18 protein-coding genes are annotated in these 20,806 nt (G+C 59.1%); 6 read left to right on the forward strand and 12 right to left on the reverse strand.

All coding sequences use genetic code 11. The features are described 5' to 3' along the window. Positions 1-185 precede the first annotated feature (185 nt). The 5 genes from AC0L3K_RS00150 (at position 186) to AC0L3K_RS00170 (ending at position 5,850) form a co-directional block, all read left to right on the forward strand. A complete protein-coding gene (locus AC0L3K_RS00150) occupies positions 186-1,112 on the forward strand; it encodes a TauD/TfdA dioxygenase family protein (RefSeq protein WP_473365302.1) in 927 nt (308 codons plus the stop codon). A gap of 22 nt (positions 1,113-1,134) precedes the next feature. After that, on the forward strand, positions 1,135-2,193 hold the full coding sequence (locus AC0L3K_RS00155; RefSeq protein WP_473365303.1) for an ABC transporter substrate-binding protein: 1,059 nt from the start codon (positions 1,135-1,137) through the stop codon (positions 2,191-2,193). Beyond that, positions 2,190-3,050, forward strand: coding sequence for an ABC transporter ATP-binding protein (locus AC0L3K_RS00160; protein ID WP_473365304.1), 861 nt, complete (start codon positions 2,190-2,192; stop codon positions 3,048-3,050). The genes AC0L3K_RS00155 and AC0L3K_RS00160 overlap by 4 nt, the downstream gene beginning before the upstream one ends. Then, entirely contained in the window at positions 3,043-3,909 is an 867-nt protein-coding gene (locus AC0L3K_RS00165) for an ABC transporter permease (protein ID WP_473365305.1), read from the forward strand. The genes AC0L3K_RS00160 and AC0L3K_RS00165 overlap by 8 nt, the downstream gene beginning before the upstream one ends. Positions 3,910-4,947: 1,038 nt before the next feature. After that, a complete protein-coding gene (locus AC0L3K_RS00170; protein WP_473365306.1) occupies positions 4,948-5,850 on the forward strand; it encodes a DapH/DapD/GlmU-related protein in 903 nt (300 codons plus the stop codon). A gap of 307 nt (positions 5,851-6,157) precedes the next feature. Here AC0L3K_RS00170 and AC0L3K_RS00175 read toward each other — a convergent pair whose 3' ends face one another. From AC0L3K_RS00175 to AC0L3K_RS00215, 9 genes are all read right to left on the reverse strand, one after another. Next, positions 6,158-6,595 carry a GNAT family N-acetyltransferase gene (locus tag AC0L3K_RS00175; protein ID WP_473365307.1) on the reverse strand — a complete coding sequence of 146 codons (438 nt, stop codon included), beginning with the start codon at positions 6,593-6,595 and terminating at the stop codon, positions 6,158-6,160. 168 nt (positions 6,596-6,763) lie between these two features. Beyond that, positions 6,764-7,243, reverse strand: a complete 480-nt coding sequence (locus tag AC0L3K_RS00180; protein ID WP_473365308.1) for an NUDIX hydrolase — start codon at positions 7,241-7,243, stop codon at positions 6,764-6,766. A gap of 107 nt (positions 7,244-7,350) precedes the next feature. Beyond that, positions 7,351-7,716 (reverse strand): bleomycin resistance protein, encoded by a 366-nt coding sequence (locus AC0L3K_RS00185; protein WP_473365431.1) that lies wholly within the window; start codon positions 7,714-7,716, stop codon positions 7,351-7,353. Between the two features lie 263 nt (positions 7,717-7,979). Then, a complete protein-coding gene (locus AC0L3K_RS00190; RefSeq protein ID WP_473365309.1) occupies positions 7,980-9,722 on the reverse strand; it encodes a peptidoglycan D,D-transpeptidase FtsI family protein in 1,743 nt (580 codons plus the stop codon). 351 nt (positions 9,723-10,073) lie between these two features. Next, the gene (locus tag AC0L3K_RS00195) at positions 10,074-10,871 is read right to left on the reverse strand and encodes an alpha/beta fold hydrolase (RefSeq protein WP_473365310.1); all 798 of its coding nucleotides are present in this window, start codon (positions 10,869-10,871) and stop codon (positions 10,074-10,076) included. A gap of 525 nt (positions 10,872-11,396) precedes the next feature. Further along, positions 11,397-11,885 (reverse strand): cupin domain-containing protein, encoded by a 489-nt coding sequence (locus tag AC0L3K_RS00200; RefSeq protein WP_473365311.1) that lies wholly within the window; start codon positions 11,883-11,885, stop codon positions 11,397-11,399. Between the two features lie 822 nt (positions 11,886-12,707). Then, positions 12,708-13,691, reverse strand: coding sequence for an ABC transporter substrate-binding protein (locus AC0L3K_RS00205; RefSeq protein ID WP_473365312.1), 984 nt, complete (start codon positions 13,689-13,691; stop codon positions 12,708-12,710). 215 nt (positions 13,692-13,906) lie between these two features. Continuing rightward, the gene (locus AC0L3K_RS00210; RefSeq protein WP_473365313.1) at positions 13,907-14,212 is read right to left on the reverse strand and encodes a hypothetical protein; all 306 of its coding nucleotides are present in this window, start codon (positions 14,210-14,212) and stop codon (positions 13,907-13,909) included. Between the two features lie 143 nt (positions 14,213-14,355). Further along, complete coding sequence (locus tag AC0L3K_RS00215; RefSeq protein WP_473365314.1) at positions 14,356-15,102, reverse strand: metallophosphoesterase family protein; 747 nt, start codon at positions 15,100-15,102, stop codon at positions 14,356-14,358. A gap of 408 nt (positions 15,103-15,510) precedes the next feature. On the opposite strand from AC0L3K_RS00215, the gene AC0L3K_RS00220 reads away from it, so the two are divergent. Continuing rightward, positions 15,511-16,104, forward strand: a complete 594-nt coding sequence (locus AC0L3K_RS00220) for a hypothetical protein (RefSeq protein ID WP_473365315.1) — start codon at positions 15,511-15,513, stop codon at positions 16,102-16,104. Positions 16,105-16,283: 179 nt separating this feature from the next. On the opposite strand, the gene AC0L3K_RS00225 is transcribed toward AC0L3K_RS00220, so the two are convergent. The 3 genes from AC0L3K_RS00225 to AC0L3K_RS00235 form a co-directional block, all read right to left on the reverse strand. Then, positions 16,284-17,543, reverse strand: coding sequence for a lipoprotein-releasing ABC transporter permease subunit (locus AC0L3K_RS00225; RefSeq protein ID WP_473365316.1), 1,260 nt, complete (start codon positions 17,541-17,543; stop codon positions 16,284-16,286). A 257-nt stretch (positions 17,544-17,800) separates the two neighbouring features. Beyond that, positions 17,801-18,778, reverse strand: coding sequence for an alpha/beta hydrolase family protein (locus tag AC0L3K_RS00230; protein ID WP_473365317.1), 978 nt, complete (start codon positions 18,776-18,778; stop codon positions 17,801-17,803). A 227-nt stretch (positions 18,779-19,005) separates the two neighbouring features. Further along, entirely contained in the window at positions 19,006-20,517 is a 1,512-nt protein-coding gene (locus tag AC0L3K_RS00235; protein WP_473365318.1) for a serine hydrolase domain-containing protein, read from the reverse strand. Positions 20,518-20,806 lie beyond the last annotated feature (289 nt).

Raw genomic sequence — 20,806 nt, forward strand, 5'->3', positions numbered from 1 at the left:
GACCGGGAGGCTGCGTTGATGCCGCCTCCACGGAAGATCCCGTCAGATGCGATCGTCGTCAGAGCGGACGGCGATGCGGCAAGAGGATCGATCACAACATCACCTGCATTCACTCCGCCGTCGCATTAGCGATCGGCGAACGGCGGAGCCTTGTCCAAATGGATCGCGGTCTCGGGGAAGATGACATGACTGACGGAATCACCATCGACAACGTCATTCCGCGTTCGGATATCGTCAAGCGGTCGGCCCGCATCGGCGCCGAAATCAGGAACATCAAGCTCTCCGGCGATCTGCCGGATCGGACGATTGCAGCGATCAACCAGGTTCTCCTCGAGCACAAGGTCATCTTCTTCCGAGACCAGAACCATCTGGATGATGCCGAGCAGGAGCGCTTTGCCCACCGGCTAGGCAAGCTGGTGCCCCATCCGACGGTGGGTGCTACCAACGGAACGGCATCGATCCTGGAGCTCGATTCCGGGCGCGGTGGTGGCCGCGCCGACCAGTGGCACACCGATGTGACCTTCGTTGACGCCTATCCCAAGATCTCGGTTCTGCGCGGCGTCGTGATCCCCGAGTTCGGCGGTGATACGATCTGGTCGAACACGGCGACGTCCTACACCGACCTGCCGGCGCCTCTTCGCAAGCTCGCGGACGAGCTCTGGGCGGTGCATAGCAATGCCTACGACTACGCGGTCAAGACCCGCGCGAGCGACGCCGACAGGAAGCAATTCGAGGAAGTCTTCACGGCGACGGTCTACGAGACCGAGCATCCTGTCGTTCGCGTCCATCCCGAGACCGGCGAGCGAACGCTGGTGCTTGGCAATTTCGTGCAGCGCTTCGTCGGCCTGTCGAAATATGACAGCCAGAAACTGTTCGACCTCTTTCAATCGCACATCACGGCACCCGAGAACACCGTGCGGTGGAACTGGCGGCAAGGCGATGTGGTGATCTGGGACAATCGAGCGACCCAGCACTACGCCGTGAACGACTACGGCGACCAGCACCGCGTGGTCCGGCGCGCCACAATCGACGGCGAGGTGCCAGTGAGCATTGATGGACGGCACAGCGTAACCCGCGTCAAGGCGTCGAAGCCGCAGACAAAGGCCGCCTAAAATGGGCAAGGGAGTGAACACAATGAAGGTCGCCATCTCTGCGCTGCGTCGCCTGGCTGCCGGCCTGCGGGCGAGAGGCCGGCAACTCGGTTTGGCCGGTCTCGGTCTGACAACTCTGGCCGGCAGCGCCATCGCTGAGCCGCAGCTTGAAAAGACCGAGATCCGCTACCAGGGCTGGGCCGGGCAGGTAAGCTTCATCGAGCTGGCCGACGATCTCGGCTATCTCGCGCCCCTCAAGCTCAAATGGGTCGGCAACACCATCAGCGGGCCGCAGGATATCCAGACCGTCGTCACCGGCGATATCGACATCGGTGGCGCGTTCTACGGCGCGATCATCAAGCTGATCGCCGCTAAGGCGCCGATCAAGGCGGTTGTCGGCTACTACGGCTCGGACGACAACACCTTCAACGGCTATTACGTGAAGGAGGACAGCCCGATCAAATCCGCCCGGGATCTGATCGGCACGAAGGTCGCGGTCAACACGTTGGGGGCGCACCTCGAATTCGTGCTGCGCGAGTACCTCGCGCGCAACGGGCTGACCCCGGCGGAAGCAAAGCAGGTGACGCTGGTCGCGATTCCCCCCGTCACCGGCGAGCAGGCCTTGCGGCAAGGGCAGGTCGAGGTCAGCACGCTCAACGGCGTGCTGCGCGACAAGGCGCTGGAACGCGGTGGCATCCGCAGGTTGTTTGCGGATACGGACATCTTCGGGAACTTCACCGGCGGGTCTTATGTGCTCCGGGACAAGTTCATCAAGGACAATCCCAACACCTCCCGCAAGCTGATTGAAGGCGTGTCGCGCGCCATCGAATGGGCGCAGACGACGCCATCGGAGAAGGTTCGGGCTCGTTTTGAGCGCATCATCGCCGAACGCAAGCGCAACGAGGACGCGACACCGATCAAATACTGGAAGAGCACGGGTGTCGCGACAAGGGGGGGCCTGATCGGCAACGCTGAGCTCCAGGTCTGGATCGACTGGCTGGTCAAGGACGGTTTGTTGAAGCAGGACCAGCTCAAGCCGTCGGATCTCTACACGAACGAGTTCAATTATTTCCGTCCCGGTAAGACTGCGGAGGCCAAATGACCATGGCCAAGATCCGCTTCGAGCATGTGCGGAAGGAGTTCACTGTACGCGGCAAGGATAGCGGGCCTGCGCAGCAATTTACGGCACTGGACGACATCACCCTCGATGTTCGTGCTGGCGAATTCCTTGCGCTGGTCGGACCGAGCGGCTGCGGCAAGTCGACCTTGCTGGATCTGCTCGGCGGCCTGACGACACCGAGCAGCGGCCGTATCCTGCTCGACGGCAAGGTCATCGAAGGTCCGGCGCGCGACCGCGGCATCGTGTTCCAGCAATATGCGCTGTTTCCCTGGCGCACGGCTGCGCAGAATGTCGAGTTCGGGCTCGATATTGCCGGTCTCAAAGCCAGGGAGCGGCGGGCGAGGGCGCTGCATTATCTCGATCTGGTCGGACTGTCCGGTTTTGCCGACCGCTATCCGCACGAGCTCTCCGGTGGCATGAAACAGCGCGTCGCCATCGCTCGGAGCCTCGCCTACGATCCGGAGGTGCTCCTGATGGACGAGCCGTTTGCGGCGCTCGATGCACAGACGCGCGAAACTCTCCAGGGAGAGCTGCTGCGGATCTGGCGTAGCACGGGAAAGACCATCCTGTTCATCACTCACGGCATTGACGAAGCCGTCGTCCTTGGCCAGCGCGTGGCGGTGATGACCTCGCGCCCCGGCCGTATCAAGCAGGTCATCGATGTTCCCGACGAGCTGCACAGCGAGAGCGAGGACATCCGTTCGCTGCCCCAGTTCGGGCATGTCAGGCACGTGGTGTGGTCCTTGCTGCGCGACGAGGTGTTGAAGGCGCAGGGCTCCCAAACGGCTGCATCGGACGGTGAGCGCATCGCCAAGGCGAAGGAGCTGGCTCATGTCTAATCTGGAAGCCCTGACGCTGCTGGAGTTGGCCGAGGGCAGCCCGAAACACCGGGCCAGACCACGGCCCGGTGCGGTTGCCGCTGCTAGGAACAGCCTGGTGCGATGGTTCGGCATCATCGGGCAACGATCGCTGCTGCTGCTGGTGTTTCTGGCCGTCTGGGAGACGGCGCCGCGCATCGGACTGATCGATGTGACGTTCCTGCCGCCGTTCTCCGAGGTGATCGCCGCGGGCTGGCAGCTCGCGCAGAGCGGTGAACTCTATGACGACGTCGGTGCAAGCCTGCTTCGGGCCCTGAGCGGCTTCCTGATCGCCATTGTCCTGTTCGTGCCGTTAGGTGTGCTGACCGGATGGTATGCCAGGCTTGGCAACTTCTTGAATCAGATCATCGAGATCGCGCGCAACACGGCTCCACTTGCGCTGCTTCCCGTTTTCATTCTGCTGCTTGGCATTGGCGAGCTTTCGAAGGTCACCATGGTGGTCTATAGCTGCGCCTGGCCGCTGCTGCTGAATACGATCGCCGCCGTTCGCCAGGTCGATCCGCTGCTGGTCAAGTCTGCGCGGACGATGGGGGCGACGCCGAGCCAGCTATTCAGGAAGGTGATTCTGCCGGCATCATTGCCGACGATCTTCGTCGGCATTCGCCTCGCGAGTGCCTCCGCGATGCTGGTTCTGGTGGCGTCAGAAATGGTCGGCGCGAAATCCGGGCTCGGCTATCTCATCATTAACAGCCAATACAGCTTCCTGATCCCACAGATGTATTTTGGAATTCTGGCCATCACCGTGATCGGCCTCGCCTTCAACGCGGTCCTCGAGGCGCTGGAACGCCGCCTGATGCGCTGGAAGGCGCCGGCCGCTTAGGACATTTGCTCATAACTCGCGCTGCACTTCTGTGAGGTCCGCTCTGCCGCCGATACCGGCTGTATTTGCGCACCTCACCCTAGGTCCGAGTTGGGCCAACAGCGGAAGTCGTACTAATCGCTTGGCTTATCAAGCAAGCTCAGAAAGCGCCTCTCGTTCAGCCTGACCGCGGCGAAGCTGTCGCGAAAATGAAAGCCCGCCGGTGCACCCCGCAAGGCCCCCTATGACAAAGACGGAAATCCATGATCCGAAGTACAAGTTGCTGGCAGGTCCGGTCGACGACAGCCCGAGCCAGATTAGCGTACCAACCACGAAACCAACGACACCGAACGCCCGATGATCAATAGCTCGAATTGTACTGCGGAATGGATATGCGCAGGCTCCTATGCCCAAGCTTACAGGAACGGTAATAGCGAAACTGAAAAGTAGCGCGAGCACAAAGGTCGTAGCACCGCCCACCACGACGCCCGGCAGGTCCGCAACCTTTGTGTGCCCTTCGCCGACCTCGTATAACCCAAACGCCAAGTTAGCGAGCGTGAACAGGGTAGCGAACGATGCCGCGCCGGCCGCTGACGCTGACCACGCCGCATGCATCATTGCTCGAACCCAACTCGCCATGATCGGACCTCGCAGAAAGCTTTACGTCATATAGCGGCTCCACTTTAGGGCGTAAATGTCTAAGGATTATTGTTGAGGTCGAGATGGATCAATCGACCACAAATGTCCGTTCAGGGTCACAAGGCGAAGAACTCAACCTGAGCAAATTTAGTCCGCCATGCCTCGCTGAGCGGACCTCGTGGAGGGGTGCCGCCACTTCGCCGATGGGCCAGAACCGGACTCTCGTGCGGTAAGGGATAGCAGCGTCCCATCCGAATGACCTCGCACTGCGGAGCGTGTTGCACCGCATCGTCAGATTTGCCGATCAGGGGCAGGCCGAGGACACCCATTAAGCTGCTTTGGATTGCCAACGTCGTGTCATGGTGGCAGAGACAAAGCTGTTAAAAGCGATGAAATCCAACTTCCCGAGATCAGCGTGACATGACCATTTTTACTAGAACGGGGCACCGCTACCGCGACACAGTTTCGGGCAAGACGCTAGACGTCTGGTACCCGCGCAACGGTGAGCGCATTGCGCGCCACTGCCCGGCCGAGAAGCTGGGGCTGATCGAAGGGGATTTCGTTACAATCACCATGTTGCCGCCGGAAGCGTCGCCGGCCAGCACGGAGGAGGTGTACCTGCGGCTTCACCTGCTATCCGAACTCGTCTTCCGGCCGAATACACTGAACCTCGAACACGCCTTCGGTTTGCTCAACAATGTGGCCTGGACCTCGGCAGGTCCCGTGCTGCCTGGGCGCGTGCTGGAGCTACGCGCGAGGTTGCAAAGCGAGGCGCACCACCTGCAGGTTTCTTCCATCGACAAGTTTCCGCGCATGACCGACTATGTGATTCCCGAGGGCGTACGCATTGCGGATGCCGACCGGGTTAGGTTGGGCGCACACCTGTCGCCTGGCACCACAGTGATGCATGAGGGCTTCGTCAACTTCAACGCCGGCACACTGGGAGAGTCCATGGTTGAGGGGCGTGTCACACCAGGCGTGATCGTCGGCCGCAATAGCGATGTAGGTGCGGGCGCGTCCATTATGGGTACGCTGTCTGGTGGTGGCAAACAGGTCAACTCGGTGGGCGAAAGGAGCCTGATTGGCGCCAATGCTGGGATTGGCATCTCGTTGGGTGACGAATGCATCGTGGAGGCCGGGCTATATGTCACCGCAGGCAGCAAGGTACGTACCCCCGAGGGCAAGATCGTGAAGGCAAAGGAACTGTCAGGTCGGTCAGGCTTGCTCTTTCGCCGCAATAGCCAGAGCGGCGCCATCGAATGCGTCTACACAAACGGCGAACGCTGGGGCGGCCTCAACACCGAACTGCATGGCAACTGCTAATATCCATCGTACGAGCTACCCGGATGGCGAGAGAAGTGCTGGGGTAGCACCGTTCAGCCATGCTGTTCAGCATAATCAGAGCGCTTCGAGGAACGCGAGCAGCTAGTCGTCAGCGGTAGCGGCCGGCCGAAACCGCACCTATTGTCGCCAAGCCGTAGGGGCGATCCCGCCATCTGCTATGGGTCACACAAGCTGCTTTTGGCAGACTGCTTCACCTTGGTCGACTCACCTACCGGAAGCGGATGTTGCAGCTCTCCGAGCGGGGGTCAGCAACGGGGCCAGATTCAGACGTTGGCGCGTCTGGCGCTCAGTGATCATCTCCAGAGTAAATCCACATCGGTACGGTCTTCCCTGCTCGGACGAACCCCGTCCGTTCGTAGAATTCTACTGCGGCTGCCTCAGCCACCAGCATGTGCTGGTGAAACCCTGAGTAATGTTGCTTGAGCCGCTGCATGATTTCTTTACCGATGCCTCGCCCATGGTACTCTGGCAGGACTAGCAAATGGGGATAATAGACGACCAGGTGCCCGTCGGAGATGGCATTTCCCAACCCAACCAAAGTCTCGACTTCCCACGCAGAGATTAGTGTCTCTGAGTTGAGGAGGGCCTTGCGCAACAGATCTGGTTTATCAGCGGCGGACCAACCGTTCGCCTTGTAGAGCAAGAGTAAAGCGTTGAGTGAAATGTCGCGGCTTGATCTGTATTCTATAGCCTGCATCACTGAGTGCTCGCCTTTTTTAGTCACTCGCGAACACTGCCATTTCCTTGGTGTGGCGGCAATCTTTATGACTGCAGTGGGTCACAATGCGAAGAACTCAACGTGAGCAAATCTGGTCCGCCATGCCTCGGTGAGCGGACCTCGTGGAACGCCGCCGCCACTTCGCTGATGGGCCATAACCGGGTGTCGGCCCAACTAGGATGCTCGTACCGGGTTGGCCGTTCCGCGTTCCACCAGCAGGTCTTTCAGGCCCGAAGGATAGAGCTTGGGGGCGCCATCAAGATCGAGCGCCGTGAGGTCAAACCAGCGTGCCACCCCCAGCACTCCGCTTTCTTCCCGGAAATCAATAGTGTCCTTTCCCTCATATACGTCGACGACAAACTCGACCTCACTGATGAATACCACTTCGTGACCGGGCGCTTCCTCGTGAATGAAGATATTTTCCATCACGAACGGCGTGCCCTTAACAACGATGCCTACGCCAAGTTCTTCGGCGAACTCTCGGACGAGCGCGGCTTGCCAACGCTCACCAAAATGCACCCCTCCGCCGATCGGGCGGACACCTTCGAGTTGGCCTGCGTCATCTCGGACTTCGGCTGCCAACAAGCGTCCGGCGCGCCAATGCAAGCCAAGGGCGACAACTCGAATGATGGACTGCGGCCGCCATTGGGTCATGACTTATCGTAACTTCTTTTGCGAAGTCAGCAACGGGTCACAAGCGATCCTGGACCGGCTGCTCGCGTCAACCCAGCTAAGGGCCACAAGCCGACCTCATCCGCCGTTTACTTCGGATTCTGGATGAGGCGAAGCAACGTGCCGTCCGGATCGATCAGAGCTCCGATCCGGAGGCCACTATCCTCCACTACCGGCCGATGCAGGCGTGGTGCACCTGTGTGGGTCTGAGGGATTCCTGCCGCAGTACAGCTTGTATAAAATGCATCCAAGTCGTCGAGTCGCAGACAGCAGCAAAAGCCGTTGCTCGCTGGATCGACGGTGGGATCGGGGAAGAACTCCATAACAAGGCTGTTGCACTTGAGGATCATCCATCCCTCATCACGAAAGCCTTCCGTGAAGCCGAGCACCTCGTAGAACTTCGCAGTTATTTCGAAGTCTCGCGAGGGAAGGTTTGGGGTTGCGTGATCCATCACTGAGCACATTATCGGAACTGCGGCTGGTCGCAATGGGTTGGCGGTGGTCTGGCCATCCATGGCGGACGTGTTCGGTCCGAGGTTTTTGCCGCTCTTGACTTTCGTCGGTTGGTAACGTCCACGCGCGTGTAGCCTCCGCGCTAATTGCGGAAGTCGCCGTTTGGTCCAATCCTTCACTCTGCAACGCGAAGTATTAGTGATCGCCTGAAAGCGAGTGTCGTGTTGGTTAGGCATAAATGATGCGCCGCTGCCGAGTTCTTTTCCTACTGGCGCGCTGTTGAAGCTGCAAGAATAAGACGGTCGGCAGGCGGCAAATCGTAGCGGGGCTCGATGCCGAGAAGCGGTCCGATACGGGCGATGACATTGCCCGCGGTCGGAACGGCGTTCCAGCCCGACGCGATCTGGCCGTAGGTCTCCTTCAGCGGCTGCGGCTCGTCGAGCATGATCAGGAGTTGATATTTCGGCTTGTCTGCCGGCAGGATGGCAGTGAACGCCGTCAGCACCCGCTTCTTGGCATAGCGGCCGTTGACCACCTTTTCCGCAGTACCGGTCTTGCCGCCAACGTAGTAGCCGGGAACATTCGCCCTCTTGGCGGTGCCGATCTCTGCGTTGAGCCGCATCAGGAACCGCATCTTTTCCGAGGTCTCGGGCTTGATAACTCGCTTTGCGATCGCGCGCGCCATCTCCTCGGAGCGCTTAAGGAAGGTCGGGGGAATCAGAAGGCCGCCGTTCGCCAGCGCACTGACGCCCATCACCGCCTGTAGCGGCGCCACCGCCATACCGTGGCCGAACGCAATGGTAATGGTGTTCAATTCGCTCCAACGTCGCGGCAGGATCGGCGACGCGCTCTCCGGCAATTCCGTACGCAGTCGATCGAGCTGACCCATCTTGCGCAGGAACGCCTTGTGCGCCTCCACGCCCTGCGACAGCGCGATCCTTCCCGCGCCGACGTTGGAGGAGAATGTGAAGACCTCCTTCATGGTCAGGAAGCGGCCCTTCGGCTCGTCATCATGGATCGCGAACTTGCCGTGGTGCAGCGGACCGCGTGCATCCCACAGCGAGTCGAGGCCGTATTTGCCGGTGTCGAGCGCCATCGCGAGAGTGAACGCCTTAAACGTCGAACCCATCTCGTAGACGCCGGTGGTCAGGCGATTGATGCGGTCGGGATCGTGCGCTTCCTTCGGATTGTTAGGGTCGAAATCCGGCACCGAGACCATCGCAATGATCTCGCCGGTGTTCACATTGGTGACGAGGCCGGAAGCCGCCTTGGTATGAAACTTCTCCTTGGCTTTGAGCAACTCGTCGCGCAGCGCGTGCTCGACGCGCAGATCGATGGACAATTCGATCGGCTTCTGCAGCCGGTCGGTGGCAAAGCCGGCGCGGTGGAGATCGGCGAGGCCCTGATTGTCGAGCCACTCCTCCATGCCGGCGATGCCCTGGTTGTCGATGTTGACCAGACCGATGAGGTGGGCGACCTCGTTGCCGGTGGGATAGACCCGCTTGTTCTCGCGCAGGAAGCCGATGCCGGGAATGCCGAGCTTGTGGATGTCCTGCTGCTGCTTCGCCGTGATCTCGCGCTTCAGCCAGACGAAGCCCTTGCGCGATGACAGGTGCTCGCGCACCTCGGCTTCGTCGAGGTCGGGCACGGTGCCGGTCAAAAGCTCGATCGCCTCATCCTTATCGATGATGCGGCGCGGCTCGCCGAATAAGCTGGCGGCCTTGACGTCGGTGGCGAGGATCTCACCGTTGCAGTCGACGATGTCGGGCCGCGCAGTCGCAACCACTTCCTGCGAGGTCGCGCGATGCGCACTGTGGGCATCGGAGCCTATCGCGAACATCACGATACGGACGCCGATCAGGGCATAGACTGAGGCGAAGGCGAGCATGGCGAGACCAACGCGTGCGCGTGCCTTCGCGGCGCGATCGACATTGCGTCCGTAGAGCAGATTGCGGATGAGACTGTGCCGCCACCGTTCAGGTTGCTTTGGCCGGGGTATGGCGCTCATTACCGCTTGCTTGCTGGAAATTGCTGGTCTGCCACGCATCGCAGGCTTCTGTGGGGAGGCCGCCTGACTCAGTAATGGACGTACGATTAACAAACCTTTGATAGAAATATTGCGCCGCACATCTTTTTTGATGTTCGCTTTTGCGCCTTCCTCCGGGAAGCCGGGCTGAAGTCCGCAATGGGTCAATCGCGTCGGGTTGGCGCTCAGCGTCAAACTTCCGGTTCGCCCCCATCAGGTGGCCGCCCATGGCAGTGCAGCGTTAACGTCTGCAGTGGGTCACAGCGGTCCTCGACGGGCGGCGCACAGCAGGTCGGGAAGGCTCCCGACGTGACGGCCTCACAGCACGCGAACTTACGTGGGCTGCGACACGATTGTTTGCAGCAGCTGAGCAAGAGCTGCAGGCGCGGTTATGTGCGCTGAATGGCTGGCGTCCAGTTCGTAGTAACGCCAATGACGGTCGTTTTTCGCGCGCGCGGCAAAGGGTCGGAAAGGGTCCGCAGGAGCTACGCGTGTCAAATAGATATAGCTACGCGGCAAGGACAGATCCCCACCGTGCATCTTCAGCGGCTGCTCGAAGCACTTGATGGATTGGGGGAGCCGGCGTTCAGAAATCCACTTCACGTCGGCATCCGAAGTATCAGGCGGAATGGGGTTCGATGGCACTCGCCAGCCATCGCCCGCCTTTGCGAGATCCTGCATGCGCTGCCGTGCCGTCGGGGGCCCCGCATCCACCAGAGATTGTCCATCCGTTGGCACAAATGCGTCGAGATAAACCAATCGGGTGATACGGTCTCGCGCCCGGTCGGCGACCCCCGTCGCGACCATGCCACCGTAGCTGTGGCCGACTAGCACAATGTCGCGCAAGTCTTCGTATTTGATGACCGCCAGAATATCCTGAATATGGGTCTCAAGATCGTTTGACGGACTGGCTAGGTGCTCCCTCTCGCCAAGACCTGTATAGGTCGGAGTGACCAAGCGATGTCCGCCGGAGGCCATTAGCGGGTGCATCTTCTTCCACGACCATCCCGCAGACCACGCACCCGTACAGACTAAAAATGTTGTTCCAGAAGTCTGCGCGATGGCCGGCGCGGCCGTTGAAACAACGGCGATGCTTGCGACGGCGGCTTCCAAGAATTCTCGACGTTTCATCGTCTTCGTCCTTGCAATGAATTTTCGCTAGTGGAACGGGCGTCGTCAGTTCAGTTCGTGACGCGCAGCAAACTAAACATTCCAATGTCCGAACCAGCCGACTACGAAAATTAGGGCGGCGGTCGTCGTACACCTAACACGTGCAGGCTCATCGCGAAACACTCTTTCGGCCGTCATGCCGGAAGGTTGAGGTCCGCCGCGGGTCAAAAGCGGTCCTCCACCGGCTGCGCACGGCAGGTCAGCCAGGGTCAGAAGCGGAAGTCGCTGCAGTGTAATCAGGCGCGAGCGGGATGGGAGCGAAGGCTTGACCTTTTCTCTGCCTCCAACCCGAACCATATTTTCGGCTAGCCGCCGCGCAAGTACTTCCCCGCGGTTGGTTAGGCCCGGCACCGGCTTACGGACGGCGACCGGGCCGCCTCTGAGTCGCGCGGTAGAAAGCTGTTGTCCGTCGATTTTGTAGCCCGGCGAGCGACGGCCAATCTCCCGAGCTAGCGTCTCAGCCTCCGGGCAAATGCTTGAGCATGCCTATCGGTATTCTGCACCATATTTGAGACCGATCGCGTTGATCTGCTCCCGCGTCAATTCCTTTCGAGGTTCGCCCGGTCGGCTGCAGGTTTCGCGGAAGAAACCGTCGAGACCCGGGGGCACCATGATCCACAGCAGAACCAGTTCCTGATCTGGACTGCTGAAACCATGCCACGTGTCCCTGGGTATGAAAATCGTTCCGCCTCTTTCGCAACGATGACGCACCTCGTTGAGGGTGACCGTGCCGCTCCCTTCCAGAACGTAGAAGGCTTCATCCCTTTCGAGGTGCCGGTGAACCGGAATGCCCGAGCCCTTGGGTAGCTGCTGCGTGCCCAGGCCAAGACTAGGAGATCCCGTTACGGGGTCGAGCTTGATGAAGATGTTGCCGCCATCGCGAAAATGGATCAGGTGTTCACCCTCATCGGCACCAAGCATATAGCCTCGCGGCGGCTTGTGCGACTTCGCCTCGATCTCCTTGCTGTTTGGCATCGCGCGCTCCATTCGCCAACGATGAAAACGTTACAATAGCAGAACGCTGCGCCACGAGCGACGGCCGGCCAAGGGCGGCTGCGGGGCATTCGCGTCAATTTGCCCGCGCCTTACCGATGTCCGGTTTGGCTTCGACTGCCGGCGTCACGGACACGATCGCTACCTTCACCTTCGGGCCAACAGGCGACTTGGCCGGTGGCATTTACGCTGCGTTGGAGCATCATCCCGCACGTGCGCGATCAAAGTTGGGGTTGGGGCCAATCAGAAAAGGGACCGGCGGGACGACACGTAAGCTCCCAATGGGTGTTATCGCCGACGTTCTCGCAAAATCCAATCGATTTCGACGCTCTTGGTAAGCCGCTCAATCGGCCGGAAACGTTCGGCCTCCCATTCGCGTACTGGCTTGCTGAATCCGACTAGCAAGGGGGTGACCTTCGTGATGGGTACGACGTTATCGAGGAACGACACCGTTTGATCGTCCCCGCTCACAATGATGCTGAGATTGGTGACGGGCGCGAATTCCAACTCTGCTCCGGATGTAACCGCTAACCTACTCGTTCCTTGGCAACGCAAAGTCATCTTCGAGCTTTGCTGCTGCGCACCTGCGGACTGCATCAAGGCAAGCAACAGAAGCACACACATTAACCTCATCGACGACAGACCCTCGTTACCGTGTCAGATATCATCTTCACCGGTTGGCATCATAGCTACCGAGACCTTCAGCGCAAAGTCGGCTTCGGGTCACAAGCGGTCCTTGACCGGATGCGCGCGGCAGGTCGGCTTTGGGCCACTTCCGGACTCATGCATCGCAGCAACCCTAATCTATTCTATTACCTCGTCGGCGCGAGCGAGGAGATAGGGCGGGATAGTGAGGCCGATGCGCTTTGCTGTTTTGAGATTGATGGCCAACTCGAATCTGGTCGGTTGTTCGACCGGAAGGTCGGCGGGGCGAGCGCCCTTTAGAATTTTTCCTGTATAGTCGGCAAGCTGACGCTGAACATCCGTAATGCGAGGCGAATAACTCATAAGTCCGCCGGATTTGACGAAAAACGACCATTCATAAGTCGCCGGGATCCGGTACTGCTCGCACAACGCTGCGAGTTGATCTCGACGTGCAATATAAAATGCATCTGGACTGACAAGCAGCGCGGAATGCTTCCGGTTTCTGACTTCGCCGAAGGCAGCAGCAATTTGCTCGTCCGTACTCGCCTTCAGAACGTGAATTTCTCGGTCAAGCGACTTAGCCGCAGCTTCGGCATCCGAGACCACTACATTCGAATTTGGATTCGTTGGATTTACCAGCATTGCGATTGTTGCGCCTGGCGGCGTCAACTCTGCCAATAACTCAAGTCGCTTGGCGGTGAGTTGCGGGGTGTACATGCTCACGCCAGTCGCATTTCCTCCTGGCCTGTTCAAACTGGAAACAACGCCAAGATGTACCGGGTCCATGGCAATCGCAAACACGATCGGAATCGTCTTAGTCGCTGCCGTTGTCGCCAAAACTCCGTTTGTACCAGTCGCGGCGACGATTACTTGAACGCGATCCCGAATGAGACCTGCGATCAATTCCGGAAAGCGATCATACTTTCCCTCAGCGAAGCGGTACTCGATCGTGACGTTCTGGCCTTCTACAAAGCCATGGGCGCGGAGACCATCCCGAAAGGCGACGAGCAGTTCCTTGCTCTTGTCGGCCGAGTCGAAGCCGAGATAACCAATTGTTGGAAGCGTGCCCGTTTCCGCGTATGCCGCACAAGGCGAGACCATTGTTGCGATTATGAAAAGCGCAATCAAATCTCGCCGCTTCATTGGAACCCTCAACGATTGTGAGAGCAGACGACTGATGAAATACAGGTATGCTGTTCGTCCCGCTCGATGCAGATTGTCGCACGCCCGAAAATGCTGCAGCGCAATGCTGCTCTTAAGTCGAGGCAGCTATGGGTCACAAGCGGTCCTCGACCAACTGCGCGCCACAGATCGGCTATGGACCAAAAGGCGACATTCAAGAGCGAAGCCGTTGACCCTCAGCGTGTGCGTGTCTCTCCCGCGATGGTGTTCCACTCTTCTGTAATCGTGACTCGAAGTACGCCAGGAGGGGCAGCGCCCACTTTTGCTGGGTCAAGATCAGCTAGGGGAGGACTACACACTTTGATGAAGTAGTCGACGGCATTGCCGCTTACCTTGTCGGCGGGCTCCTGAACCTCAGGTGCGTGCGTTCGGACACAAGCTTTGAGATTGGTAATGATCTCACGCAGCTTCTCGTTTTGCCCTATCTCTGCCGAAGCCGACCAAGGCACGATTGCAAGCAACAGCGTTACCGCAATTCTCATTTGCGCATCCATTGATAGGAGAACCGCGCAAGTGAACTCCCACAATGGGGCCCAAATGCGGGTAAGCTCATCCGTCCGGTTTGGGTCACAAGCAGCCCTTGACCAGAGGCGCACTACAGGTCGGCGAAGGGCCACATGCGGACCTACTTGTTCTCCCGTTGGACCCAACCAGTTGCAATCGCGTCCGCCCAAGTGCGCATGCCCTTGCTGCGCGCCAGTTCAGCCATAGCAGCGCTGTCGTACGGCACGTGCCGGAGGGTCGCGAGCCAGCCTCCTCCGGCGCGCTCCAAAATTGCGTAGCACGCATGAGGCGTGCCGACCTCAACCACGTAAGGAACGGGGGTCCTCCCGTCGTAACCAGGCAATCCAACGCTGCCGGGATTAACGACCAGTCGTCCATCTCTCAGACTAACAACTCTTGGAATGTGAGTGTGTCCACACAGGATGACCTGGGAGTCGATCCCCTCGGCTTCGGGCTCGATGGCCTCGATTGGACTGGGGCGCACATCACCGTCGCTAGTTATGTAGTCCAGCCAAAAGGCAGCGTCGTTCCTTGGCGACGCATGGCATAAGAACACATGTTCCCTGTACACCAGCGTGGATGGCATGCTCGCCAGCCAATCGAAGTGCTTGCGTTCAAGCTGTCGGAAATCGCAGCGAGCCGAGGTGCCCGTCTGCCAGAGTTCGATGAGGATCCGATCCTGATCGCCCTGCACTGACGGAAAGCCTCGCTCAATCAGCAGGTCCGCAGTGCTTGCCGCCTCCAACGGACCGCTCACGTGATCACCGAGGTTTACGATCTCGCTGATGCCGAGCGCGGCAATGTCCGCAAGTACGGCTTCGAGCGCGGGACGATTCCCGTGCACATCCGCGATTGCAGCAAACTTCATTTCGCCCTCCCATTCGAGATGGCCGACGATTCGCGCAATGCGGGACGATGCAGGGAATGGTTCTCTTTAGCTGCATTTTTAGAAGCGCCCGCAAGCTGAGTATCAAATCGGCGCTGACAGAAGAATTACACAATCAAGACGGCGTAATCAAGCAATGGCGACGAAGTCCGGTTTGGGTCACAAGCGGTCCTGCACCAGCTGCGCACGGCAGGTCAGCTACGGGGCCACAACCGGAAATTGACCGTTTAATCATCGCGAACTAAGTATACTTCGGTAGAGCCGGAGTTTGGGGTGACTCAGCAATTATCGAGAGATGTAAATTCTTCCGGGCAGCGAAGAGTCAGACGGCTTCGCGTGGCGCTGCTTGTGGGGGGGAGCAGCCTCAGGGCGGGTTTCATAGCTCTAGGGATGACGACGCCTCTCCAGGCAGACGATAGTCCCAATTTCGTAACTCAGACGCTTGCTTCGCACACGTACGTGATTCCTCGCGACCTGATTGAGATAATTTACAAGCCGGATTACAGCGGCGTCACCAATCCAAATCCAAACTGGTCGCGTGATCCGGTGGTACGCCTCGGGTTGCAGTGGCCGGAATTTACTGCGCCTACGATCAGGGATCCGCAAGAGAGAGCGAGACGGAAAATCAACGTGTCGATGCTTGAGGGGACGGTCATGACCGTTGCCCGAGGCGTTGAGAGATTGAACGAGCTTAACTACTCGCCGGAAATTACCGACGCTCCGTATGGCCTGCGGGAGTTGCGAAGCGGCATATCGAAAGAGTTTCGGGAATATATTGCGTCGCCGGATGGTAGTCGTGACTATCTGATCCACTGCACCCAACCTCAGACCGTAACGACGCCAAAGCTGTACTATTCCTGCAATTACTATTTCGAATACCTCGATCTCATGGTCAACGTGAGTTTCAGTTCTCCGTTTTTAAGTGACTGGCGTGAAATTCACCAGAAGACCTTGTCTCTTCTCAATCGAATGAGGAAGGATTGAAGCGCGGCGAAGTCGCCTTCGGGTCATTCGCGTCGACTTGCCAGCGTCTTCTCGACGTCCGCTCTGGCCCCGACTGCCGACGTGCGGACAGGATGGCGATCTTCGCCTTCGGGCCAAGATGCGACATCCCATGAAACGGTTGACAGCGTATGGCGCCAGCCACTGCTGGCAACTATCGTTCATCGCCGCAACGCTTCGACGGGATCGAGCCGGGCGGCGCGCCAGGATGGGTAGAGGGTAGCAAGAAGCGACAGCGTGAGCGCCATGATAACGACCGCGGCGGTCTCTCCGGCATCGATTTCGGCTGGTAGCTTCGATAGAAAATAGAGCTCTCGTGGAAACAAGTCAGTGCTGGTCAGCCAGGACAGGAATTGCTGGATCGACGCGATATTAAGGCAGACGAGGAGCCCGACGGCGAAGCCGACCAGTGTCCCCACGACGCCGATGAAAGCACCTGTGATCAGGAAGATCCGCATGATTGAGCCTCGCGACGCGCCCATGGTCCTGAGGATCGCTATATCGCCGCCCTTGTCCTTCACTAACATGATTAGCCCAGATACGATGTTCAACGCAGCAACAAGCACAATCATTGTCAGGATTAGAAACATCACATTGCGCTCGACCTGAAGCGCGCTAAAGAAGGTCGAGTTGCGCTGCCGCCAGTCCACAAGAAAGACCGGGCGCCCGGCTGCCTCCATCACCGCTTTACGAAATTGGTCCATGCGACCGGGATTGTTTGTGAAGATTTCGATCGCGGTCACGTCCTTGTCGCGGTTGAAGTAGGTTTGAGCCTCTACGAGCGGCATGAAGACCATGCTCGCATCATATTCAGACATACCAATCTCGAAGATGGCTGCGACCCTGTACTTCTTGACGCGCGGCATGATGCCCATCGGGGTAACCGCGCCATGCTGCGCGACGAGCGTGATGGCATCACCGGCGTGCAGCGACAGTTGATCGGCCATACGCTGACCAATGGCGACCCCCTGGCTCTCGTCAAAGCCTTCGAGCGAGCCCTGCTTGATGTTCTTCGCAATCGAGGTGAGATTGTTGAGGTCGTCAGAGCGGATGCCGCGCACCAGAACGCCGGAAGCGCCGGAGGACGATGCCAGCGCTGTGCCGTCGACGACAGGCGCGGCGAGCCGGATGCCCTCGACCTGGCTAATGCGATCGGCCAGGTCCTTCCAGTCGGTCAGCGGCGATTCCAGCGGCTGCACCAGAATATGGCCGTTCAGCCCCAGAATTTTGTCGAGCAGATCTTTCCGAAAGCCATTCATCACGGCCATGACGATGATCAGCGTGGCGACGCCAAGCATGATGCCGAGGAAGGAGAACCCGGCGATGACCGAAATGAAGCCCTCCTTACGGCGCGCCCGCAAATAGCGCGCCGACAGCATCCACTCGAAGGGCGCGAAGGGCGCCGTCAGCGGCTCAGTCATAACTCGGCTTATTCCCCAAAGGACTGCCATTCTGTCCTATCGTGATCCGCTTGGCTATGCCGGGCGTGCTTGCAATGTCGCAATTGGGTCAAAAGGTGGTCTCGGATGGCACATGACCGCTTAATTTCAGAAGTGCCGATCCGGCGCTCGGCGCCAAACTTCCGGGTCCTCCTTGAGAGCCGGCATGACGATCCGCCTCTCGAAGGACAGCGATGGCCAATCAGCAACATTGCCAGCGGCGCAGCCACGGGCAGATGCTACTGGCTTTCAGCGAGATGCTTACGGAGAAACGCGATCATCTCAGCGTGAAGGTGTCGATGAAAATCGTTACGATCGAAGCCCGGCGCATCGGTGCAAGCCGACGGATTACCCTGCGCTTCCGTCGGGGTGCAGGTTGCAAGGAAAGAGAAGTGTTTGGCGTCTGACACGAAGTGATAATCCGGCGTGGGAAGCCCTTGTTTGACCGCTGCTGCACAGCATCCTGACAGTCGATCAGCGTTTTGTGCAGGATCGGAACTCCACAACTGAACCGGAACCGCTACTTCCTTCAGGTTCTTCTCCGGGAACACAAATGCCGGATACGGATCAACAATGACAGCGGCCCTCACGCGCGGATCGGACGTGACTGACTGACTGGGGGCAGCATCGCTTTCAAGCTGCTTACAGGCTAACAGGCTGGACGTCGCGCAGTTGGCCAGGCCCTTTCGCAAATCGGGATTACCACCGATGACAGCAAGACCGGTATAGCCGCCAAAGGAGAATCCGTAGAGACCAATACGCCTACCGTCGATGCGCGCCGCGTCGGGCCAGCGATCGAGCATGTAATCAATCACCCGCTTAATATCCGCAGGGCGCTCCACCAGCACCGAAAGGCTGTCGGTGCGACTAGCGTCGCGCCAAGTGTCACCAGGATGATTGAGTGCAGCAACGACAAAGCCCCCGTCGGCCAGCGCCGTCGCAGTGTCATGGTGGCCGCCGAACCATTCCCGTCGCCCGTGCGATATCACGATGAGAGGAAGCTTTTCGCCGGTCACCGCGCATCCGGGCACTGCAAAGAAAATGGCGCCACGAGCATCCATTTCTCGTGGGGGCTCTGCGCAAGGTGTCCAAACCAGCAGCCTAATCCCCGGTCCCGCTCCGTCAGCAGGAATGTCAAAATTTGTGACCCCCGCAGCGTTCGCCGCTCTCAGATCAAAAAAGAAGCAGAAAGCAAACAACAAAAAAGCACGAGGCATTCTTGGCTCCTGTCGTCAGAGGACCGGCACAATGAACAGGCGAACCCGAGGATTATATCGCCTTTTGGTCACAAGCGTCCTCCACCGGCAGCGGGCGGCAAGTCAGCTACGGCCAACAGGCGACATTCCCCAAGCAAAAATGAATGACACCTCAACGCACGGCTTGCAGTCGGGCTGGCGTGAAATGGTGCGCACACCGTCGCAGAAGCGACCGCGCGAAGCTTCTTTCAACCGCCGCCCTCGCCAGTCACCGCAACCTCGCGACCATTCCTGCCCTTCCCGCGCAACAGGACCTTTTTGTCCTCGCTGAATGAGAGCGAGAACTTCTGCTGCTCGCCCATGCCGACATATTGCACGTCAACATCGAACGTATCGCCGCTCACCCAAGCTCCCTTTACCGCGCGCAATCCGAAGGGCGTCGGCTCGCTCTTGCGATAGAGGCCGTCCAGACCGATCGGTCCGCGCATGCGGATCACGGGATTAGCGGGATTGTGCGTAACCAGCTCCACGTCGTACCCTGGCCTATCGGCGAACGACAGAGAGACAGATCTGATATCGAGCGCGTTGTCGACGAACCGGTAGGTCTTGCCTGAAACTACTGACGCGATCCGGGGCGCCGGGCCGACCTCTGTCGGCTTCTCGGTCGAGACGTCGCTGACGACGTCGGCAAGCAGGCGCGCGGCTTCGGGGTTGGTTGGGAGTGGCGCTTCAGACTTGACCGCGGCGGAGATACCCTCAGCCATCCTGCGGAACGAGCAGAAATCCCTAGCCGTCATCGCCGCCACGACGTCGAGATCTGGAAACACCATAATCACTTGGCAGTGATAGCCAACCGCCATGAAGACATGCCGATCAGGCAGCGCCCAGAACTGATCATGATAGGTCAAGCCCGGATCGACTCTGGCGTTCATGGGGATGGTGGCGTGATTAACGGCGTCGACCCATTCCGCGGGGAGGAGTTGTTGGCCAGCCCACTCGCCGTGTCTCAGATAAAGATACCCCAACTTCGCCATGTCGTGCGGCCGCAACGACAGGCCGAAGCCTCCGATAGCGATACCCTGCGGATCCTTTCGCCAGAACGGTGGTGCGATGCCGAGGGGACCCAGTAGCTTCGCATTGGCATAACTACGCGTAGGCGTCCCAGAGAGCTTCGTTACTAACGCCGAGAGCAGGTGTGAATTGCCGCTGTTGTAGTAGAACAGTTCTCCCGGCGCATGGGACGACATCGAACGATCGAGGATGAACTTGACCCAATCGGGGCTGCGTCGCATGTCGATCATGGACTGCTCCCGGCCGCCTTCGAAACCCTCATCCCATTCGAGACCCGAGGTCATGTCCAGGAGATGCTGCACCGTGATCGCCTTCTTGCGCTCGTCGACATTGGCCGGATCGCGGTCGGCGAAGAGGTCGAGCACCGGGTGTTCAAAACTATCGAGCACGCCGTCCTTGCGCAGCATGGCGACGAGGCTGCTTACCACCGACTTAGTGGCAGAGTTGAGGTTGTGGGGGATGTCCCCGGTGTAAGGTGCGTAGTAAGCGTCGAGCACGATGCGCCCATGGCGCGTGATCAAAAGGCTGTCGAAACTTTTGGTTTTGCCATAGGCGATGATGTTTGCGAGCTCGCCGGAATCCATGCCTTCTTCTTCGGGGGTCGACGCTTGCCAGTCCGGAATCGGCCAGACCGGCGCCTCGGCGGCGCGCAACTCCCTGCCGCCGAAGCAGGCGACCATCAACAGCATGACGGCGCCGCGTACGAGATCGGCAAGAGCAGGTCTCTTGTGGAGCATAGGTTTTCCAGACAGTGCAGGCGAACAGAGATGGATCTCCGAGAATGAGAGTAAGCTATCAATCTCCGCGAGTGGGAGCAAGTCATCGTGCTCTGGTATGAGCGCTTGGGTCAAACGCGGCCTTCGGTACACCGGCAGCTTGCTTCCGGTTGCCCACTGATTGCGGAAGCCTCCGCCGCGGACCGGAAGTTCCGAGTTGGGCCAATTCCGGACTCACGCGGCGCAGCATTGACAGTGGCAT

The organism is Bradyrhizobium sp. MI1.10, from assembly GCF_055811035.1.

What these genes read in the sequence shown, in the direction of transcription:
- AC0L3K_RS00165 (WP_473365305.1), top strand. Translation starts at nt 3,043, where the DNA reads ATGTCTAATCTGGAAGCCCTGACGCTGCTGGAGTTGGCCGAGGGCAGC.
- AC0L3K_RS00155 (WP_473365303.1), top strand. Translation starts at nt 1,135, where the DNA reads ATGAAGGTCGCCATCTCTGCGCTGCGTCGCCTGGCTGCCGGCCTGCGG.
- AC0L3K_RS00160 (WP_473365304.1), top strand. Translation starts at nt 2,190, where the DNA reads ATGACCATGGCCAAGATCCGCTTCGAGCATGTGCGGAAGGAGTTCACT.
- AC0L3K_RS00190 (WP_473365309.1), bottom strand. Translation starts at nt 9,722, where the DNA reads ATGAGCGCCATACCCCGGCCAAAGCAACCTGAACGGTGGCGGCACAGT.
- AC0L3K_RS00200 (WP_473365311.1), bottom strand. Translation starts at nt 11,885, where the DNA reads ATGCCAAACAGCAAGGAGATCGAGGCGAAGTCGCACAAGCCGCCGCGA.
- AC0L3K_RS00230 (WP_473365317.1), bottom strand. Translation starts at nt 18,778, where the DNA reads ATGCCTCGTGCTTTTTTGTTGTTTGCTTTCTGCTTCTTTTTTGATCTG.
- AC0L3K_RS00205 (WP_473365312.1), bottom strand. Translation starts at nt 13,691, where the DNA reads ATGAAGCGGCGAGATTTGATTGCGCTTTTCATAATCGCAACAATGGTC.
- AC0L3K_RS00170 (WP_473365306.1), top strand. Translation starts at nt 4,948, where the DNA reads ATGACCATTTTTACTAGAACGGGGCACCGCTACCGCGACACAGTTTCG.
- AC0L3K_RS00180 (WP_473365308.1), bottom strand. Translation starts at nt 7,243, where the DNA reads ATGACCCAATGGCGGCCGCAGTCCATCATTCGAGTTGTCGCCCTTGGC.
- AC0L3K_RS00210 (WP_473365313.1), bottom strand. Translation starts at nt 14,212, where the DNA reads ATGAGAATTGCGGTAACGCTGTTGCTTGCAATCGTGCCTTGGTCGGCT.
- AC0L3K_RS00195 (WP_473365310.1), bottom strand. Translation starts at nt 10,871, where the DNA reads ATGAAACGTCGAGAATTCTTGGAAGCCGCCGTCGCAAGCATCGCCGTT.
- AC0L3K_RS00220 (WP_473365315.1), top strand. Translation starts at nt 15,511, where the DNA reads ATGACGACGCCTCTCCAGGCAGACGATAGTCCCAATTTCGTAACTCAG.
- AC0L3K_RS00150 (WP_473365302.1), top strand. Translation starts at nt 186, where the DNA reads ATGACTGACGGAATCACCATCGACAACGTCATTCCGCGTTCGGATATC.
- AC0L3K_RS00235 (WP_473365318.1), bottom strand. Translation starts at nt 20,517, where the DNA reads ATGCTGTTGATGGTCGCCTGCTTCGGCGGCAGGGAGTTGCGCGCCGCC.
- AC0L3K_RS00215 (WP_473365314.1), bottom strand. Translation starts at nt 15,102, where the DNA reads ATGAAGTTTGCTGCAATCGCGGATGTGCACGGGAATCGTCCCGCGCTC.
- AC0L3K_RS00225 (WP_473365316.1), bottom strand. Translation starts at nt 17,543, where the DNA reads ATGACTGAGCCGCTGACGGCGCCCTTCGCGCCCTTCGAGTGGATGCTG.